Here is a 19,871-nt window from a genome sequence, read left to right on the forward strand (position 1 = left end):
TAGGACCTCAAGGCGAGCAGGGACCTCTTGGACCTCAAGGCGAGCAAGGACTTCTTGGACCTCAAGGCGAGCAAGGACCTCTTGGACCTCAAGGCGACCAGGGACCTCTTGGACCTCAAGGCGAGCAAGGACCTCTTGGACCTCAAGGCGAACAGGGACCTCTTGGACCTCAAGGCGACCAGGGACCTCTTGGACCTCAAGGCGACCAGGGACCTCTTGGACCTCAAGGCGAGCAAGGACCTCAAGGCGAACAAGGACCTCTTGGACCTCAAGGCGAGCAAGGACCTCTTGGACCTCAAGGCGAACAAGGACCTCTTGGACCTCAAGGCGAGCAAGGACCTCTTGGACCTCAAGGCGATCAGGGACCTCTTGGACCTCAAGGCGACCAGGGACCTCTTGGACCTCAAGGCGAACAAGGACCTCTTGGACCTCAAGGCGAGCAAGGACCTCTTGGACCTCAAGGCGAACAGGGACCTCTTGGACCTCAAGGCGAACAGGGACCTTTTGGACCTCAGGGTGAACAAGGACCTCTTGGACCTCAAGGCGAGCAAGGACCTCTTGGACCTCAAGGCGAACAGGGACCTCTTGGACCTCAAGGCGAACAGGGACCTCTTGGACCTCAAGGCGAACAAGGACCTCAGGGACCTCAAGGCGAACAAGGACCTCAGGGACCTCAAGGCGAGCAAGGACCTCAGGGACCTCAAGGCGAACAAGGACCTCAGGGACCTCAAGGCGAACAAGGACCTCAAGGCGAACAAGGACCTCAAGGCGAGCAAGGACCTCAAGGCGAGCAAGGACCTCAAGGCGCTGGAGCAATCATTCCGTTAGCTTCAGGTGGTCCAATTACCATGACCACAATTGCAGGTGGATTAGTTGGAACTGGCGGTCTTCTAGGATTTGGCAATTCAGCTTCAGGAATTAGTCTTTCAGGTGGAACTATCGATTTAACAGGTACTGCACTTGGACCAATTATTGACTTCGCATTTTCGGTACCTAGAGATGGAACCATCACCTCTATTTCTGCATTTTTTAGTAACACAACTGCCTTGACTCTTGTAGGATCAACAATTACAGTCACAGCTCAATTGTATAGTGCTCCTGCAACAAGCAATACTTTTAGTCCAATACCAGGTGCTTCTGTAACGTTAACACCATCTCTTACTGGTGTTGTATCATTAGGCACTATTAGTAGTGGTATTACATCTCCTGTTTCAATACCAGTAGCTGCAACAGATCGATTATTAATGGTCTACTCAGCTACAGCAACAGGATTAAGCCTTGTTAATACTGTTACGGGTTACGCTAGTGCAGGATTTACGATTAATTAGTTGAAGAAAAAGAAAAATAGCTCTATGTTACTATAAAACTTTCACCTAAGGACTCTTTTAGGATTGAAAGCAAATAGTAAATAGAGCTTTTTTGTCATTTTAAATTCAAATTTAATTAAGAGCATCTACCTGACCGGCCTTTTAGCCATCCTTTAATGATCGAAAACCCCTAAATAATGGAACCCCAAACTCTCCACTTTAAGGAAGAAGAAAGAAAACTCTTTTATCAATTTTCTTTCTTCTTCCTTATTTATATATCGCCTTATACAATCCATTATTTATTTTCATCCCAAAAGCCCCCCCATGCTGTCCTACACCTTGCATCATTGAATCTTACCAAAAGGGAGTCAGCATTTTCCTATCCAGTAATCGTAAATATCCTTTAATGTATCCTCAAGTTTTTGTTTCGGTTTCCATCCCGTTAACCAAAACAATTTTTCAGGGTCCCCCACTAATCTAGGCATCTCTGCCACTCTTAACTTGCTAGGGTCAACTAGGACATTGATTTTTTTATTTGAAAAACTTATAAAAGTCTCTAATATATCTTGAATAATAATCCCCTGACCCGTACACACATTATAAGCTTCCCCTGCTTTACCGAAACAGGCGATATTGTAATAAGCTTCCACAATATCCCTTACATCGGTAAAATCCCTTGCCGTGTTTAAATTCCCGATTTTTAGAATAGAATCTTTTGTTATTTCTTTGTTAATAAGAGCAATTTGATAGGCAAAATCAGATGTTACGAATCCCAGCCTTTGGCCTGGACCGATATGATTAAATGGCCTGGCATGGGTAATGTCTAATCCATATGACTTATGGTATAAATTCACAAGCATACTTATCGCACACTTGCTGATTCCATATGGACTAACTGGATTTAATGCTGTTTCCTCCGTGACTTTGTCTACTCCTTTCGAAATAAGTCCATACTCCTCTGAAGAACCCACTGTTAGCACTTTTATTTGGGTATCTACCTTTCTTACAGCCTCCAATAAATGAATGGTTCCAATCACATTTGCCTGGATAAAGTCAGCTTTGTGGCTCCAGGAGTCCTTTACATTACTTAATCCAGCAAGATGGAAAATATGTGTAGGCTTAATTGTCTCGATTAATTCTATAATTTTTGCTTCAGAATGAAAATCTATTTCAAAAATATGCTTTTCGCTTCTATTTGATCTTGATGTTCCATATACATCAGCTTTATCTTTCAAGAAGGCTTCAAGATGGTTCCCGACAAAGCCTGTAATCCCCGTAATCAATACCTTCATGTAGTCTGACCATACTTTTTTAGATCATGGTCTACCATCATTTTAACTAAATCCTTAAAGGAAACCTTAGGCACCCATCCCAACTCTTTTTTTGCCTTCTGGGGGTTTCCAAGGAGCAAATCTACTTCTGCCGGCCTCATAAATGCAGGATCCTTGACAACATAATCCTCCCATTTCAATCCAACATGATCAAAGGCCGTTTCAACTAGATCACGTACTGTATGAGTCTTACCAGTTGCCACTACAAAATCGTCCGGCTTTTCCTGTTGAAGCATGAGCCACATTGCTTTTACATAATCACCTGCAAAACCCCAGTCCCGTTTTGCATCAATATTTCCAAGGCGAAGGTCCGTTTGCAGGCCGAGTTTAATTCTCGCTGCAGCATCTGTTACTTTGCGTGTAACAAATTGGAGTCCCCTTCTTGGGGATTCATGGTTGAATAATATTCCCGAACAGGCAAATAAGTCATAGCTCTCGCGATAATTGACAGTAATCCAATGTCCATATACTTTCGCAACACCATAAGGACTTCGAGGGTAAAAGGGAGTCGTTTCCGTTTGAGGTGTTTCTACAACCTTTCCGAACATTTCAGAACTTGAAGCCTGGTAAAAACGGGCATCCTGCTTTATTTGCCTGACTGCTTCCAACATATTTAGTGCCCCAAGACCAGTAATCTCAGCCGTATACACTGGCTGGGACCAAGAATCGGCTACAAAAGATTGTGCACCAAGGTTATAAACTTCATCTGGCCGAGAAAGTTTCACAGCCTGTATCAATGAGGATAAATCAGCCAAATCACCGGATATAAACTCAATTTCTTTTTGTATATGTTTAATATTTTCAGTGTTTTCTGTTGAGGTTCTTCTTTTCAAACCATATACCTTATATCCCTTTTCGAGAAGAAGTTCTGCTAAATATGAACCATCCTGGCCGGTTATACCCGTAATGAGAGTTCTTTTCATGCATATCCTCCCCTGATTTTAACTGTATGAATTCCTATGTATTATCTATGAGATTATGAGCTTCTTCTATTCCCTTTACCTAAGAAAAAAGTGCATTTAAACACAAAAAAAATCTTTATATTGAAGAACCAGACTTATTTGTCTTGTCCCTCATATAAAGATTAAGAAAATAACCGGGCCTTTATTTGCTCCGCAATGACTTGTGGAGAAAAATAATTTACTATATCATGTTTTGCCTGCAATGAAATGTCTTCTCTTTTTTTATGATTTGCAAATGCTTCCCGCAAAACCTTTCGAACGTTTTCTTCTTTAACCTTTGCCCATTTATGTTCATAATAATGGATGTTCCTCGTGCGCTGTAATTCAGGATGTACGGGCTCTAGTTCTTGCTCCGGTTCTATTAAAAAGCTATTATGTTCGTTCATATATTCTGTGACTCCCCCCCAGTTAATCGATATAACCGGTTTTCCCATCGCCATTACCTCCATTTGGGGCATCCCCCACCCGCAGGCCCTTTCAGTGGAAACATAGCAGTCACAGCTTGAATATAAACGAAGTAAATCTTCTCGTGGAGTATTTTCAATGATGAAATAAATATGAGGATTATTTCCCTTATCTGGTATATATGATGTTAATAATTCAATTATATTCTCCTGAGAAATCCATCCGGGAACATAAATTTTTAAAATTAGGCTAACGTTATCCGTAGACGAGAATTCCTTACAATAGCTTTGAATGAGCAAATCCAACCCTTTACGATAATCAAACGCTAATGTGTATAGAAACTTAAAAGACTTTACTTCTGCAGAAAAAGGGTAGGGGTCGAATGCTTTCGCGTATATGCTGCTCTCTATTGGATAATGAACAACATGAACTTTTGAGGAATCAACACCAGATTCTGTAAATGTGTGATAATTAAATTGAGTGGGAACCCAAATCTCATCTAAATCATTACAAATGTTTGCCCAATGAAGTGGGAGGCGGTCTGTTTCAAACAGGGTAATCCCAATTGTTTTATGATAACCTTCTTTATCAAACCCTATAAAAGACTCCGGAGTACCATGAATCACAAGTACTGGATTATCGCCCGGATCCTGTCTTGCCGTTAAGAAATCAATCAGCAGATTTATATCATCTTTTCCAATTTCATTATTGATCCAACCCGTATTTACTACATGTACCGGTAGTCCAATATGCTGCAAAGCTCTCAGATAATTCCTTGTAACATTACCGTATCCCCCCATATCTCCTATGGGGCCTATCCAAATAATTCCTGAAGGCTGAGTCATATACTAATCTCCCTTTCTAAAACTGTCAGTGGCCAAATTGATCGGCCATTCCTGCAAAATTGACAACAAATCATCGAACCCTTAACTAAACTAATATATTTCTTTTCATTACAATCCATGGACTATAGTCTAAAATGCATTTGGCTGTTCCCCAGAGTTGGATACCTATTTCTATAACAGTTTGTTGGTTGATTTCATTATTTTTATTCCTTAGTATGTTCTCCATCCCTGTATGGGTGTCCGTATTTTCCATTATTAAGATGACCATAATATCTAGCAGGGTGATATGCTTGGGATGGTGCTAATTCTATCAAGTTATCATTTAATAAATCCCTCCTCACATAGAAAGCATTTACACCTTTGCTATCGGTACATACTAATGCATAATTGAATCTATTGCATAGTTTAGTAAGTGATTGCAAACTTGAACCGAAATAACTGGTACCATCCCAAATATGATAAGAATTGTACTTCATAATCCATTCTATTGGAGGTTCATAGTACGCGTTAAATTCTGAAACTATTATGAATGGTGTATAAATGCCTAATATTTCTTTTAGCACCCAATAGTCGTTACCATCTATATCAACTGATAGCAAGCCAAACTCTATAGGTACTTTGTTTTTCTTAAATATTTCTACTATATTATCTTTTGTAATGAATGAATTAACTGTTTTTATGTTGACATTATTATAATAACTTCTTAGTTGCTTGTAGTAATCCCCATTTCCTTCAATCATAAGTCCTCTCCACAAATTTTCATATAGGTATCTGCAATTACATTGCAATCCTGACTCGACACCAAACTCTACGAAAAAATCTGTTTGGAGGGAGATACGTTTAAGTATCTCCTGTATGATTCCATCCTCACCGTTTTGTGAATAATACGACTTCTCATATTTGTTAAGTTCCATATTAAGCTTAGCCCTTCTTCATTACGATATTATCAATATAAGCTTTTCTATAGATAGTATCTATATCTGTTCCAATTAAGTCACCAAGAGGTGTAAGTAGATGATAATGATAATCTCCTTCATATGATTTAAGTAGTTCATAAAATGGCTGTACATCATCTTGTAACATGCTTTTGTTAAGTTCAAATACTACTGTATCAACTTGTTTATTGTCTAGAATATTTTTCATTCCTTTAAATACATGATATTCTCCACCCTCTGTATCAATCTTAAGGAAATCAATATGACCTAGATTTTCATTATCTAAAGCAACAGTATCGATAGTATTGGAATGTATTTCATCAGATTTAAAATCGTTTTTATATTCGTCACTATGCTGTTTTATAGAACTATTTCCTTGGAATCTATCTGAAACATAAAATGTTAATTTTGTATTTTCAGAATAAATTCCTAATTTTTTAACAACAGCATTTTGCTTATGTTCATTTAGTGTTAAGTTATCTAATAATAATTGATATACCTTATCATTAGGCTCATAAGCTGTGACCTTTCCTGTTTCTCCCACTTTAAATCCTAACATTACACTGAAATATCCAATGTTTGCTCCTACATCAACCACATTCATTCCTTCACGAATATTCCTCAAAATATAATGCGATAAACTTAATTCAAAATAACCATCAATCAACAATCCTGTTGTTATACTCAAATCATCAGCTAGAGCATGAATTTTGCCACCCGATTTCAGAATGACAAGCATTCGATTATTTCCAATATAAGTTCCGAACATTTTACAACAACGCCTTTTCATGGATTCTTTAAATAGATATACATTAATGTTTCAATTTTTTTCAACTTAAATAGAAAAATAGACTCTTTATTATTTACTCAGATATTCTCTCCATTGATCTTTTATTTTCTCTTTACCAAATAATTGAATTGCCTTAGCTCTGGCATTTTTACTGATTTCCTTCGCAAGATCAAAATTGTTTAATAAATCATTTAAATAAACTCTTAATTCTAAAAGATGATCGGAAACAAACCCCTCTTTTCCATGTTCAATTAATTCATGAACTTCAAATGTACGTTGTTCAAGTAATGGAAGATTTCCCTGCATTTCTGAAACGGAAACAATTGGTATGCCTGTCATAAATGCCTCAATGAATCCTAGAGTATAACTCGTTATACGGGTTCCTGTATAAAAAAACACCCGATTTTGCCTTAACTCTTGTTTCATCTGTTCATATGTCAGCATTCCTCCACTTTCCGGTGCATCCTCATTTCCAGGACCAAATAATTTAACTGGAAACCCTAGACATGCGTGATGAAATAGATTGTAGTTAGATCCGATCCAATACTTTTTCATGGATTGGCTTATTGTCATAATCTGTTCCTTACTGCCTTCCCATCCGCCATATTCATCAGGATCTTTGTAGAACCGGATCATGGCATCTTCTCCTATATAATCTGGTATTAATTTCTCCCTTGGGGAATATCTTACAATTTCCATTCCTTGTTCCCTGTAGGGACGGAGCATATTTTCAACTCCAGGGTCTGATTGCCCAATCGACCTCCAGATAACACGTTTGTGTTTAATCATTTCCCAATTGTTTGTAATAATTAAAGGATCATGCATAATAATAATAATATCCTTATCTTCGATCATTTCAGGATGTAAATAGTATTTTGAATAACGATCAACTAAATCCGCAAAATGCTGGTCAAAAGACATTTCAGCTATAGGAGGACGATACGAACTTCCTATTTTCGGTCGGCAATAGGCTCCATGCGAAAAACATTCATGTCCTAATTCGGTGAATAATCTCAATTCATCATACTCTAATACATCATGGACTGATAAATATAATATTCTCATCGTATACTCTTCCACTTCTTTTTATTTATAATCAGGCTTTTGTTTTTATTGAAAATTCGTTGTTGTAATTCAAAATTGACCTTTCTGCTAATATGGACTACAGCTGTGCATAACAGAATTTGATCATGAGCTGGATATTCTCCTGAAAGTCATGATCTTGCTGCGCCATATTGTCAGCAATGTATATAAGGTGTTTAAGTGCAGCGGCGTAGTTTTTTTGTTGGATGTAAATGATGACGGCATTGTACCTCGCCATAAGTGTTTGGGGGTATACTGAAAGAAGGTTCAGATAGATATCTAATGCATCTTCCATGGAATTTTTTTGATAAAGGTCATTTCCATCCTCCAGCTCCATTTTAACAATATCCTCGTTTGCTGTTTTCGGATCCGATTTCTTATTAGACAACTGTCTGATTCTGTCAGTAACTGCCTGTGCGCTTTTTTCCCAGGTAAAGGAGGATAAAATGTGCCTGCTTGCTTCTTGTCCTTTTTTCTTGACCAATGTAGGATTTTCGTATGCGAACCGCATTGTTTGCTGTAAATCGTTTCGATCAATCGACAGCCACCATGGATAGTCCACTGTATCCAGATCACCTACTTTTTTCTCTGATAAAAGAACCTCCTTAGAGGGCACAAGAAATGCAGTTTCAGTATTGCAAAAATCCTGACTTGAACCTTTATCTGGGACAATCGCTGGAATGCCGCATGCCATAGCCTCTGCAATAGGAAGCCCGAATCCCTCACCCCTGTATGGATGAACTAAACAATCACATGCTTTATACAATCCCGCTAGTTCTGTTTCTGAATAGTCCTGATCCATGTAGAAAATACGCGGATTTTTTGGATCTGACATGGCTTCATGAATCATCTTTTCCAGCGTTATTCCTTTATAAAAAGATTGGGTACCGGTGTCTTTAATAAACAAACAAACATCATCATTCGCAGTAAATTCATTTAGGTAAGCTTCAATGAGAGTATCAATTCCCTTTCGTCCAATCGTCCCGCCGACGAACAGGAATCGGAAAGAGGAAGGTATTAAATCTAAAGCTTGCACATCTGTATGATAAACTTTCTCGTCCACCCCAAGCGGGATGACGTGAATTTTGTCTTCTGGAATACCGCAGCGAACATAGCCTTCCTTGTTGTATGTGCTATATACCCAGAGTTCATCCACCCAGTACTTCATCGGAATATACCAGTCCCTTGGAATTGCACCAAATTCCCAAGGCTGCATACAAATCCACTTCTTACTTTTTGGTACTTTCCAATCGGGCGGCCACTGATGAACAATCGTCAAGTCTGATTCAGGAAAGGGAGAAAATTCTTCTATTATATCTTGTTTTTCATTGTCAGAGAGTACTAATGGTGCTTCTAAATCAGGAATTTTTTTCTTAATATTCAAATGTTCTTTGCTTATTAACCTGCAAATATTCCTGTTAACAATTGCAAGACTATGACCGGCAAATTGAGGACCTACCCAGTTAATTTTTAATGCTTCTGTCTTCAACAGTATCCACCTCAAGCTTCGTTATGGTGTTTTCTTTTTTTCTTCATTTACACAGTATATTGAACACCGTTGAATAAGTTTCCAAAAACGCACTTTTACCTAGTTATAATCATAATATGGGAAATGATTGGTTTAGTTTTTTTATAAGGAGAGTGAAAGAAAATATGGACTTTCGACGTTTGTCGTTATGCATGATTGTAAAAGATGAAGAGGACTGTATCGGTAATTGCCTTAGCAGTATAGAGAAGGTTGTAGACGAAATCATTATAGTAGATACGGGATCTTCAGACCGAACAGTTGAGATCTGTAAATCATTTGGAGCACAAGTTTACGAATTTCCCTGGAACAAAAGCTTTTCTGACGCCCGCAACTTTGGTTTAGAACGTGCAACAGGGGATTGGATTTTATGGTTGGATGCAGATGAGGAGGTGGAATCCTCTGATGTTTATAAACTGCGTGATATCCTTTATTCCGATGAAGACATTTTATCCATTCATTTAATGAATTATTATGGCGAACGCCCTGAACCGGATAAAACCTTCGATATTGCCCATGCTCGCCTTTTACGAAATCATATAGGATTTAAATTTATTGGCAAAATCCATGAAATGATAAATACTGATGAGGTTCTGACGATACCTGAGGATGGTCTGATCATCAAAACGGTGCCAATTAAAGTTCACCATTATGGTTACATGGCTTCGGTGACTGAAAATAAAAAGAAATTTGAACGGAATCTTACAATGTTACAGGAAGAACTGAAACAAAAAGACCATAACCCTTGGATTCACTATCATATTGCCAGCGAATACTACAATAAACAGGAATTTAGTAAAGCATTTGATCATGTTAATCATTCCATTAAAGATTTCCTAAAACTGTTACAGGCTCCGCCTTCGCTTTTATATCGATTAAAGTATTCCATATTGATTAATACTGGAAGCATCGAAGGAGCATGGCCAGGTATTGAAAAAGTGCTTATACTGTATCCGGATTATGTAGATTTACATTTTTATAAAGGCATAATCTTATATTTGAAAGATATGTTCAAAGACGCATTGAAGGCGTTTGAACATTGTCTCGAAATGGGAGAGGAGAATTTACAGCATCTTACCATAAAGGGTGTAGGCAGCTTTCAAGCATTACACTATAAAGGATGCTGCCTCGAAAAACTGGGACAGATCGAGGAAGCTGCAAGGTGTTATGCAATGGCTGCAAGACAATCGAAAACATTTGATTCTCCCGTAGAAGCTCTACGTGAACTGATGGCGAAACAGCAAGATCTATTTAGTCCATTAACGGAAGAATGCGATGATGAAACACTAATCGCAAAGGCGCTCACAATCCATTTTCCTAAAAAATTGGATTAAAATAAAAATGGTTTATTGGCCGTGCCCCTCAATGAGAGAAATCAATACAATGTAAAAGATTAAAAGAAAAGAGGTGAAAAAAATGTCCCAAGCTAATATTCCTAATATTACGCCGCTTATTTCAGTTACGACTTCGCAGACGATTCCGTTGCTTTTGGCCTCTGTTGCCCTAGAAGAATTGGCTCTGGCTCACATCATTAATGCTGAAGCAGAGAAACTTCAATTAGTTCTAGGAACTTTAACTCCTACTAGAACTACTTTCTCTCCTGCCGTGGTTTCGATAACTAATCTTATTGATGTTAATACAAGTGTTCAAAGAACACTTCGTGATGTGATTAAGAAGGAAATGCTTCTAGAGTTTAAGTTTGATAATATCCTTGATTTGATCGCTATCACGCCACGACCAGGAGGTTAAGGTTAGTAAGTTTTGCAGCACTTCACTTAATCGTTCTAAGTCGATGATAAGAAAAAATCTTCATATTTCTCTTACTCCCGTTGGCATACACAACCGGGAGCTTTTTAATGAAAAAACTTTGCATAGCAAACATCATAAAAATAGTTGTGTCATTCTTTAACCTGAGGAAATAAACTAACATCAGCGCTAAAGAAAATGAGGTGATAACAATGTCTCAAGCCAATATTCCGAATATTAGTCCACTCCATTCAGTTACCACCGATCAGGCCATTACATTGCTGCTGGCTTCTGTTGCCCTTGAGGAGTTAGCCCTTGCACACGTCATTAATGCCGAGGCTGAAAAACTTCAATTTGTACTCGGAACATTAAAGGATACAAAAACAAAACTTTCTCCCAAAGAGGTTTCCGCAGCAAATCTTTTTACAATCAATGAAAGTGCTGAAAGAATCCTTCAGGACGTTATCAAAAAGGAGATGTTATTGCAATTTAAATTAGAAAACATCCTTGATTTAACACCCAAACGATAAAAAAATGAAGAAAAAGAAAGAAAATCTGTTATCGATTTTCTTTCTTTCTCCTTATCCTCAAGACAAAAAAACAGGAAATTTACTTACTCTCAAGGGATTTCTTCATTTCTTCCCATGACATAAATAAACGAATAATATCTCCTTCTTCTAGTTTGCTTCCCATTTGGACTTCAATAATTTCAAGATCTTTGCTTGCTTTGATTCCGTGCCTAGCGCCTACAGGAATCGTGAGCACATCGCCTTTTTTTACATAAGACAATTTATCATCAAGAACAAATTCTCCTTCCCCTTTAACAACCACCCATACTTCACTCCGGTTATGATGATATTGATAGCTGATGTTATGTCCTGCAAAAATAAATAATCGCTTTGTCAGCACTTCCATTCCCTCTGCGGATTTTTTGTAGTCCAAGACACGATACCACCCCCAACGGCGCTCCTCATACATAGGCCGTTGTTCTAAATCTTTGACTATTTCTTTGACTTGGTGGCTTACTGATTTTTCTGAAACCAAAATACCATCAGGACTTGCTGCCACAACTACATTTGAAGTCCCCAATACAAATACAGGTATATCTAACTCATTGATTAAATGTGTATTGATGCAATCATTATTCACGGAACCCCTGCCTATGATACTTGTCTGCATTTCTTCCGTCAATGTATTCCAAGTCCCCAAGTCTCTCCAATAACCGTTATAGGGGAGCACGGCAATATGCTCTACTTTTTCCACAATTTCATAATCAAAGCTTATTTTAGGCAGGTTATTAAAGTGCTCGATAAACTGATCATATTGAGTAGGAAGCCCTCTTTTTTCTAACTGGTCCATCATATAGCCCAATTTAAAGGCAAATACACCGCAGTTCCATAGTGCCTGTTGTTTGATCAAGTCCTCTGCCTGCTCCACTGTCGGTTTTTCCTTAAAACCGGTTACCTTTAAATATTCTTGTTCCGGCTCCTTATCAGCTGTATCAGGAATGATGTACCCATATTTTGTAGAAGTATAGGCAGGATTTACTCCGATTAAAGCGATATCCATACTTGATTGCAAAATAATATTCTCTAATTCTTTAACTTTATGAAAAAATTGATTTTCTACAAAAGGGTCGACAGGCATGACAATAATGACTTCATTTCGATTAACACCCATGACGGAATACAAATACGCTGCCGCTAAGGCGATTGCCGGAAAGGTATCTCTCCGCTCTGGTTCGATAATTAACGGTACTTGGGTTCCTAATTGACCTTGAAGAATATCTACTTGGGTTTTACTCGTCGAAATATACGTACTATTCGATAATTGATTCAACTCTAATTGTCGCCAGATTCTTTGAACCATGGATTCTAGCACATCTTCAGAACGTGTTAGCAATTTTAAAAACTGCTTCGATCTAGAGTCATTGGAAAGTGGCCATAATCGTTTCCCAGAACCTCCTGACAGCAATATTAGTTTCATTTCATGCACCTCTGTATAATATATTACCCAAAAGTTTCCATTCTCTTGAATTACTATCATATGAGTGCATATGGCATTATGAAATAGATAAAAGCCTTTTAATAAAAGAGCTAGGTTAAATAATTTTTAAGCAAGGAATTACTTTCCTTCATTATGCTTTGTAAAAAAAGGAGAATAATTTTAAAACAGTGAGACAAGCCGTGTCTGTATTTAATAATTTTTCATATTGTACAAGTAGATAAGTCGAATAATGTGGCCTTCATGAGGTTTATTTTCATATTCAGTAAATTGCTGCCTGCTGGATTAAAGAAAAATTACTCTGCCTGGTCCTTTATCGTACTTATAAAATAAATGAAATGGAGTGATCAAATGTCTAATCCAAGCATACCGAATATCACACCCTTGATTTCCATTAGTTTGGGACAAACTGTACCTTTACTATTTGGTTCTATTGCTTTAGAAGAACTCGCTTTGGCTCATTTGCTAAATGCAGAAGCCGAGAAGCTTCAATTTGTGCTCGGAACATTAACCCCTACCAGTACTGCATTTTCTCCTGCAACGGTTTCGCTGTCGAATCTTCTTTCCCTAGATACAAGCGTCCAAAAAACCCTTCGTGATGTGATTAAAAAGGAAATGCTGCTGGAGTTTAAATTTGAAAATACGTTAGAGTTAGCTGCCATTGTTGCAGGCTTTGGTCCTTTTACATTTTCCTTTACAGGTGCGGTGGAAACAATTACTGTCCCAGTAGGTGCAACTGTTGCCAGAATTCAGGCAATTGGTGCTGCTGGCGGATCAGCAATTGGTTCAACCGGAGGTAGAGGGGCTTCTTTACAGGGCGACTTTGCTGTGACACCAGGAGAATCACTGGCGATACTTGTTGGAGGAATGGGCGCATCTACTCCCTTCAGCCTTGCCGGTGCTGGCGGTGGCGGTGGTTCCTTTGTATGGATAGGAGCTGTCCCTGCTGATCTTAATTCATCAACCTTACTGGTCGCGGCTGGCGGTGGCGGCGGCGGCGGTTTCAACGGTACTGGTAGCGGTGGTAACGGAGTAGATGCTTCAATAGCAGATATCACAAATACTGGTCCAGGAACAACTGGAAATCCTGTAGGAGGTCCTCCTGGTTCTAATGGTAATGGCGGTGGTGCAGGCAGCGGCGGCGGCGGTGCTGGGGTTTTCTCCAATGGAGGAAATGCAGTTAATGGCGGCAGTGGCGGCCAAGCTATTGATGCTGGTGGTGCCGGTGGAACAGGCTTCGTTGGTGCAGGCAACGGCGGTTTCGGCGGCGGCGGGGGTGCAGGCAACGGTCCAGGCGGCGGCGGCGGCGGCGGCGGCTACAGCGGCGGTGGCGGCGGTGGCGGCAACAGCGGCGGTGGCGGCGGCGGATCTCGAAATAACGGAACGAACCAAGTTAACGCAGCTGGTGTCGGTACAGACGGCGGAGTTGTCATTATTACCTTTATGTGATCTAGTCATTGTTGAAATGTCATGAAAGTTGATGGCATCGCTTATATAATAGAAGTAACGCAAATAAGTTTTGAAGCTCAATACAATTTAACAGTCCAACGACTTGAATCTTTTTATGGACAAGCGTTAGTCGAATTTGAAACAGAATTTATCGTAAAAGGGTTAATATCTAATGTCAATTATCTTGAGCAGATGAACAACTGTTATCAAAACCTTTGCTTGGAAAGTTCTTATCTACCATTGCGGTATTGTTTATTGAACACCCTAATCAGCCAATGCTTTTTTCTTAAAGCACTGGCTGTTTTTATTTTTTTCTCTACTATAAAACAGCGTAATTGGATTAGCACATTGAAAAAAATTTTAAAAACCGTGATATATGCCGTTTTCAATGAAATATTTTTTCATAATGTGCAAGTGTATAAGTTTTTTAGATACCTGCACCTGCGGGGTATATGTAACGGACTTATATAAAAATTTGAAATGGAATGATTAAATGTCTAATCCAAACATACCTAATTTCACACCCACGATTTCCATTAGTTTGGCAGAAACTGTTCCATTGCTCCTTAGTTCAGTTGCTTTTGAAGAACTAGCCTTGGCTCATTTGCTGAATGCAGAAGCGGAAAAGCTTCAACTTATTCTCGGAACATTAACTCCTACACGTACTACTATTACCCCTGCAACCGTTTCCTTAGCCACTCTTCTTTCTGCGGATACAAATGTCCAAAGAACCCTTCGTGACGTGATTAAAAAGGAAATGCTATTGGAGTTCAAATTTGAACATACGTTGGATTTAGCTGCCACTGTTACGAACTTGGATTCTTTTACATTTGAACATGCGTTGGATTCAGCTGCCACTGTTACGAACTTGAGTACTTTTACATTTGGTTTTGCAGAGGACGAACTTCAGTTTATTACTGTTCCGCCATCTGCATCTACTGCGACAATACGAGCGATTGGTGCTGCCGGAGGTCAGGGAACGGCAACAAATGGTCTTGGAGCATCTATTCAAGGCGATTTCCCTGTAACGCCGGGAGAAGTACTATCTATTTTGGTAGGTGGCCAGGGTGGAACATGGCCTGGTCCTGATCCCGGGACTACTTTAGGCGGAGGAGGCGGGGGAAGTTTTGTTTGGCGCGGTACAGGACCTGTTACATTAGCTAATCTTTTGGTTGCAGCGGGCGGTGGCGGCGGTGCATCGTTCGTAGAATCAGGCATAAATGCATCTACAGACAGCAGTGGTACGAGCGGCAATCCCGGTGGTGCTGGTGGTGCTGGTGGTTTTGGAGGATCAGCATTTTCTGAGGGGGCTGGCGGAGGAGGGATCCTTACATCTGGAGATAGCACTTTATTCGCACCATTAGGAGGCGGCCAGGCAATTTCTGCCGGAGGTGCTGGTGGTCTTGGAGAAGGTGCGAATTATAGTTACGGCATTGGCGGCGGCGGCGGCGACACCGAATGTGGCGGCGGTGGCGGCGGCGGGTTTAGCGGTGGCGGCGGCGGCGGCGTATTCAATTCTACAGGAGGAGGCGGCGGAGGAGGTTCCCAAAATAATGGAACAAATCAAGTCAATACAGCTGGTGTAGGCACTGAAAATGGCTTGGTTACGATTAGCTTCGGTTAATAGTATACGATGTTTTAATTAAATAAAATGGAGGGTATTAAATGGATCTTGAAGAGGCATACAATTTTTTAGTGGATCAGATTGAAACTCTTGCTGGTCGTCCATTATTCGATGAGGAAAAGGTCGCTATTTTGGATGGTTTACAATCCGATCAACACTTTTTTGATAATGTAGAACGAAGGTTATCACGAAGAGGATAAAGATCAAAATGAATGAGGCAATCCAATTCCGTTTGGATTGCCTCATACAATGTATCAGAGTAAAAAATCAATTGTATCTTCAAGTTCAAACAATAGTAGAATCTCTTTCGCAATGGTTGCCCGAAGCATTTCTTCTGCCTTCCTGTTTGCTTTTTTTAAGTCCTTAAGGGAAGCCTTCTTATCTTCAAATTCGCACACGACTGCCTGAAGAATATCGACCTCTGATTCTAATAAATTTGCCAATGATTGTTCCATTAGCGCTATACTTGCCAATTTCAATGTAACAACATCCCGCCTTTTGGGGATATGAAAATCTTTCGGTATTTCCGGTAAACCCATGATAGCCCTCCTCTTTGCTAGTCACTAGTACAAGTAAAGCATCCGCAAATGCACCACATAATACCTATATGTAATCCTTATTTTTTGGTGACAACTATTCAAATAAATCCCCTCTAGTACGGAAAAGTGGAACGTTTCATAAAAAATAAACAGACCACACTTGTGCGTCTGTTTATTTAATTATGTTTATAAATGCTTTTCTTTTTCCTTCCATTATTCGCTTTATTTCTGAAATGGAATCATTTTGGACTTCTCTATCCTTTTCTATGATAAAAAGATTGTTTTGAGAAAACCAATCTTGTTCCATCGCTGCCATTTCAAGCATGTTGAATGTTTGTGAAAGGTGTCTTAATGAAGAATGTATATGTGAGAGAGATTTTTCTAACATTTCGCTGACATCTTCGCTAAAATGATCCTCCATTTTCATATTCCCCTTCCCTATGGAAGACAAAAGTGCTCAATCACCGAAATCATCGCTTTCATCGCTTTCATCGAAATTTTCGCGATCCTCGCACTCTTCTCGTGGTATATGAATGACTTCAAGCGTTCTTTCTAATTTTTTAAGTAAAAGCCATTCCTTCATTACAATGGTTTCCAGCATTTGTGTGACCGAACGGTTCAATTCCAATATTTCTTTATTACATGGTTTGGTAGGGAAGTCAGAATGTTTTCCGATAAAGGCTTGAATTTTATCCGCTTCAGCTTGAATCAGAAGAGCCAATGCCTCTTCTTCATTGGCGACCGATTTGATTAAATCAAACAGGACATGATTTAATGAGTGTTTATCATGGTCATCCATATGACTATGTTTATGTGAATGTTTTTCATCCCCGTCCTTAGGGTGATGCTTTGTCATGGAGTTAACACCTCTTTAAGAATTTTTTAACATACGATAGATATATGTGCGAATGTCCGGTATGGTGAATGGAAAAATAGTTAATGCCATAAGGAAACCAAAACATACAAAATGAACCCGCCGATCCTGAAATTGGGGCTTAGTTTGCTATGCCATGCTTGAAGATAATTCAATTTTCACGAATTACAGTGTTCTAACAGGTTAATGTAGATAATTTTATCAATTTACTAATCATTGAGCGTTTGTCCGAGTCCATCATTATTGTTTATCAATACTATATAGAGCAAGTACAAATTTGATTTCGGGGGCGAGAAAGAATGTCTGCTACGAGATGCTATGAAGATTTCAATCATGTAATGCCTTCTAAGAGATACTATGGCGAATTCGATCAAGATGACGATCGGGATAGGGATAGAGATTGGGATTATGATTGTGATCATGATGACAAACGGGATTGGGATAGAGATTGGGATTATGATTGTGGTCATGAGGACGATTGGAATAGATTGAGATTGAGATGACGATGAAAAGGAAAGTAAGAGAACACGGTTAAACGTGGAATATGCGGACCTCAAGGGCCTCGCCACCAGGGATCTCAGGGACCTGTACAACCCTATACCATGTAAACGATCAAAAAATATAACTGTTGAGCCAGTGTGACTCGGTATTCTACCGGATTACACTGGTTTCATCGTTATTGAAACCTTTTATACCTACGGTGCCAGACACCATATTTACTCATTTCTATACTTCACTTTTCAAAAATTCGCAATATCTCTATGGATAATTGTTTCAATAACCAAATCCTGTTACAACTATAGATGGATACAAAAATCCCCAAGTCATTTAGGATGATGACCTGGGGACTTTTGTTTGTATTTTGGCCTTTTAATTAATTGAGTATTTTCTAAAAATGAGCATCCACGTCTAAAAATTGATGCTCTTTTAATTTTGCTAATGATTTGAAATTCCTATATAATGAAACCCTAAATTCCCCAATGCTTCCTTTTCAAGCATATTTCGCCCATCAAAAATAAACGACTGTATCATTAACGGCTTAAGAATCGCCCAATCAAGATTTTTATATTCATCCCAATCAGTGCCAATGATGAGCGCATCTGCGCCGGTAACGGTTTCTTCTACGCTTTGAAGCTGTACAAGGGACGGACCTGCAGCTATTTTCACGACTGGATCGTGCACTTTTATCTGCGCCTTTTCTGCTAGCAGACGGTCAATTAAATGAAGACTCGGCGACTCCCTTATATCGTCTGTGTTCGCTTTAAACGATAAGCCGAGGACAGCAATCTTCTTATTCAGCAAATTCCCGCCGAGTGTTTCCTTTATTTTTTCAATAAAAAAAATAGTCTGTTCCTCGTTGACTTGGACAACACTTTCCAAGATGGATAGCGGCTTCCCATTTTCCTTTGCCATTTGAATTAACGCGTTGACGTCTTTTGGAAAACAGGAACCTCCATAGCCCATACCTGCTCGGAGGAACTGCGGGCCAATTCGAGTATCAAGCCCAATTCCCGTTGAAACATCATTGATATTGATGTTTAACCCATCACACAATCTAGCTAACTCATTAATAAATGAAATTTTCATTGCAAGAAAGGAATTGGCGGCGTACTTAATCATTTCAGAGGCATTAGGATTAGTTTCGACGATTGGGCAGTGGAAGTTTCTATACATTTCCTTCATAATGGCTCTTGCGGTCTCACTCGTTGAGCCGATGACAATCCGGTCAGGATTGAGGGCATCCTGAAGAGCGGAGCCCTCGCGGAGAAACTCCGGGTTGGAAACGACATCGAAGGGGACTTGCTTTTCTTGACCTTCCTTGATCCATTTTGTTACCAATTCTGCTGTACCTACTGGCACCGTGCTTTTCGTGACGATAATTTTATATTTGTTCATATATTTGCCGATCGAATGGGCGACATTTTTAACATAAGTGAGGTCTGCACTACCATCCGCTCCCTGGGGTGTGCCGACACAAATGAAGATAATATCATTCTCTTTAACAGCTTTTTTTGTCTTTTTTGTAAATTCAATATGTTGGGCAGTAACATGCTTACTGAGCAGCTCATCGAGGCCAGGCTCGTAGAAATGGAGTTTGCCAGCTTGTAAAGCTTTAATTTTGTTTTCGTCTAGGTCTAGCCCTGTAACCTGGTGACCCATTTCGCAAAAAACAAGGCCCGTCGTCGTACCCACGTAGCCTGTGCCAACGATCAAAATTCTCACTTTAAATTATCCCTCCTTCATTACACTCCAAAAATAAGTACTTAGCTTTAAACGGATTTCCTCTATACCAAGGTCGTGGCTTGTATTAAATTATTCATAAAAGTATTTTGTGGAAGGTTGTCCAACTTAGAAAGGGCGGTTAAGTGGAAGTTTTTCAGAAGTCTGTTTTTTGAGGAACGGGAAGATTATTTATGACCGTGAACGGGGAAAAAATCGTTCCACGGGCACA

Annotated in this window: 21 protein-coding genes; 9 read left to right on the top strand and 12 right to left on the bottom strand. The window is 39.4% G+C overall.

The window, feature by feature from the left end:
- The coding region (locus ACIQCO_RS28205) for an exosporium glycoprotein BclB-related protein (protein WP_483873762.1) at nucleotides 1-1,328 on the top strand (1,328 nt) is incomplete at its 5' end.
- 347 nt (nucleotides 1,329-1,675) lie between these two features.
- Here the strand turns inward: ACIQCO_RS28205 and ACIQCO_RS05490 are convergent.
- From ACIQCO_RS05490 to ACIQCO_RS05520, 7 genes are all read right to left on the bottom strand, one after another.
- Complete coding sequence (locus ACIQCO_RS05490) at nucleotides 1,676-2,599, bottom strand: GDP-mannose 4,6-dehydratase (protein WP_400426608.1); 924 nt, start codon at nucleotides 2,597-2,599, stop codon at nucleotides 1,676-1,678.
- The gene (gene gmd, locus ACIQCO_RS05495; protein WP_400426609.1) at nucleotides 2,596-3,561 is read right to left on the bottom strand and encodes a GDP-mannose 4,6-dehydratase; all 966 of its coding nucleotides are present in this window, start codon (nucleotides 3,559-3,561) and stop codon (nucleotides 2,596-2,598) included. The genes ACIQCO_RS05490 and gmd overlap by 4 nt, the downstream gene beginning before the upstream one ends.
- 161 nt (nucleotides 3,562-3,722) lie before the next feature.
- On the bottom strand, nucleotides 3,723-4,763 hold the full coding sequence (locus tag ACIQCO_RS05500; protein WP_400426610.1) for a glycosyltransferase: 1,041 nt from the start codon (nucleotides 4,761-4,763) through the stop codon (nucleotides 3,723-3,725).
- A 290-nt stretch (nucleotides 4,764-5,053) separates the two neighbouring features.
- Nucleotides 5,054-5,764 (bottom strand): hypothetical protein, encoded by a 711-nt coding sequence (locus ACIQCO_RS05505; protein WP_400426612.1) that lies wholly within the window; start codon nucleotides 5,762-5,764, stop codon nucleotides 5,054-5,056.
- A 7-nt stretch (nucleotides 5,765-5,771) separates the two neighbouring features.
- On the bottom strand, nucleotides 5,772-6,524 hold the full coding sequence (locus ACIQCO_RS05510) for an FkbM family methyltransferase (RefSeq protein WP_400426614.1): 753 nt from the start codon (nucleotides 6,522-6,524) through the stop codon (nucleotides 5,772-5,774).
- A 120-nt stretch (nucleotides 6,525-6,644) separates the two neighbouring features.
- Nucleotides 6,645-7,640, bottom strand: coding sequence for a glycosyltransferase family protein (locus ACIQCO_RS05515; protein ID WP_400426615.1), 996 nt, complete (start codon nucleotides 7,638-7,640; stop codon nucleotides 6,645-6,647).
- Nucleotides 7,641-7,737: 97 nt separating this feature from the next.
- Entirely contained in the window at nucleotides 7,738-9,147 is a 1,410-nt protein-coding gene (locus tag ACIQCO_RS05520; protein WP_400426616.1) for a glycosyltransferase, read from the bottom strand.
- 191 nt (nucleotides 9,148-9,338) lie between these two features.
- Between ACIQCO_RS05520 and ACIQCO_RS05525 the strand changes: the two genes are divergently transcribed.
- The 3 genes from ACIQCO_RS05525 to ACIQCO_RS05535 all read left to right on the top strand — a co-directional run bounded on the left by ACIQCO_RS05525 (nucleotide 9,339) and on the right by ACIQCO_RS05535 (nucleotide 11,459).
- Nucleotides 9,339-10,517 (top strand): glycosyltransferase, encoded by a 1,179-nt coding sequence (locus ACIQCO_RS05525; protein WP_400426618.1) that lies wholly within the window; start codon nucleotides 9,339-9,341, stop codon nucleotides 10,515-10,517.
- A gap of 82 nt (nucleotides 10,518-10,599) precedes the next feature.
- Complete coding sequence (locus tag ACIQCO_RS05530; RefSeq protein ID WP_400426619.1) at nucleotides 10,600-10,932, top strand: alpha-helical endospore appendage domain-containing protein; 333 nt, start codon at nucleotides 10,600-10,602, stop codon at nucleotides 10,930-10,932.
- A 209-nt stretch (nucleotides 10,933-11,141) separates the two neighbouring features.
- A complete protein-coding gene (locus tag ACIQCO_RS05535; RefSeq protein WP_400426621.1) occupies nucleotides 11,142-11,459 on the top strand; it encodes an alpha-helical endospore appendage domain-containing protein in 318 nt (105 codons plus the stop codon).
- A 79-nt stretch (nucleotides 11,460-11,538) separates the two neighbouring features.
- Here the strand turns inward: ACIQCO_RS05535 and ACIQCO_RS05540 are convergent, their stop codons facing one another.
- On the bottom strand, nucleotides 11,539-12,915 hold the full coding sequence (locus ACIQCO_RS05540) for a sugar phosphate nucleotidyltransferase (RefSeq protein WP_400426623.1): 1,377 nt from the start codon (nucleotides 12,913-12,915) through the stop codon (nucleotides 11,539-11,541).
- A gap of 369 nt (nucleotides 12,916-13,284) precedes the next feature.
- Between ACIQCO_RS05540 and ACIQCO_RS05545 the strand changes: the two genes are divergently transcribed.
- The 4 genes from ACIQCO_RS05545 to ACIQCO_RS05560 are packed head-to-tail and all read left to right on the top strand — an operon-like array spanning nucleotide 13,285 to nucleotide 16,206.
- Complete coding sequence (locus ACIQCO_RS05545) at nucleotides 13,285-14,382, top strand: alpha-helical endospore appendage domain-containing protein (RefSeq protein WP_400426625.1); 1,098 nt, start codon at nucleotides 13,285-13,287, stop codon at nucleotides 14,380-14,382.
- A 21-nt stretch (nucleotides 14,383-14,403) separates the two neighbouring features.
- Complete coding sequence (locus ACIQCO_RS05550) at nucleotides 14,404-14,853, top strand: hypothetical protein (RefSeq protein ID WP_400426627.1); 450 nt, start codon at nucleotides 14,404-14,406, stop codon at nucleotides 14,851-14,853.
- Nucleotides 14,854-14,875: 22 nt separating this feature from the next.
- Nucleotides 14,876-16,006, top strand: a complete 1,131-nt coding sequence (locus ACIQCO_RS05555) for an alpha-helical endospore appendage domain-containing protein (protein ID WP_400426629.1) — start codon at nucleotides 14,876-14,878, stop codon at nucleotides 16,004-16,006.
- A 41-nt stretch (nucleotides 16,007-16,047) separates the two neighbouring features.
- Complete coding sequence (locus tag ACIQCO_RS05560) at nucleotides 16,048-16,206, top strand: hypothetical protein (RefSeq protein WP_400426631.1); 159 nt, start codon at nucleotides 16,048-16,050, stop codon at nucleotides 16,204-16,206.
- Nucleotides 16,207-16,260: 54 nt separating this feature from the next.
- On the opposite strand, the gene ACIQCO_RS05565 is transcribed toward ACIQCO_RS05560, so the two are convergent.
- From ACIQCO_RS05565 to ACIQCO_RS05575, 3 genes are all read right to left on the bottom strand, one after another.
- On the bottom strand, nucleotides 16,261-16,545 hold the full coding sequence (locus tag ACIQCO_RS05565) for an alpha-helical endospore appendage domain-containing protein (RefSeq protein ID WP_400426633.1): 285 nt from the start codon (nucleotides 16,543-16,545) through the stop codon (nucleotides 16,261-16,263).
- Nucleotides 16,546-16,717: 172 nt separating this feature from the next.
- Nucleotides 16,718-16,966, bottom strand: a complete 249-nt coding sequence (locus tag ACIQCO_RS05570) for a hypothetical protein (protein WP_400426635.1) — start codon at nucleotides 16,964-16,966, stop codon at nucleotides 16,718-16,720.
- 36 nt (nucleotides 16,967-17,002) lie between these two features.
- The gene (locus ACIQCO_RS05575) at nucleotides 17,003-17,401 is read right to left on the bottom strand and encodes an alpha-helical endospore appendage domain-containing protein (protein ID WP_400426637.1); all 399 of its coding nucleotides are present in this window, start codon (nucleotides 17,399-17,401) and stop codon (nucleotides 17,003-17,005) included.
- Nucleotides 17,402-17,776: 375 nt separating this feature from the next.
- Between ACIQCO_RS05575 and ACIQCO_RS05580 the strand changes: the two genes are divergently transcribed.
- Nucleotides 17,777-17,911, top strand: coding sequence for a hypothetical protein (locus ACIQCO_RS05580; protein WP_400426638.1), 135 nt, complete (start codon nucleotides 17,777-17,779; stop codon nucleotides 17,909-17,911).
- A gap of 444 nt (nucleotides 17,912-18,355) precedes the next feature.
- Here the strand turns inward: ACIQCO_RS05580 and ACIQCO_RS05585 are convergent, their stop codons facing one another.
- Nucleotides 18,356-19,642, bottom strand: coding sequence for a UDP-glucose dehydrogenase family protein (locus tag ACIQCO_RS05585; protein ID WP_400426639.1), 1,287 nt, complete (start codon nucleotides 19,640-19,642; stop codon nucleotides 18,356-18,358).
- Between the last annotated feature and the right edge of the window lie 229 nt (nucleotides 19,643-19,871).

The organism is Neobacillus sp. NPDC093127, assembly GCF_044754175.1.
Lineage (GTDB): Bacteria > Bacillota > Bacilli > Bacillales > Cytobacillaceae > Neobacillus.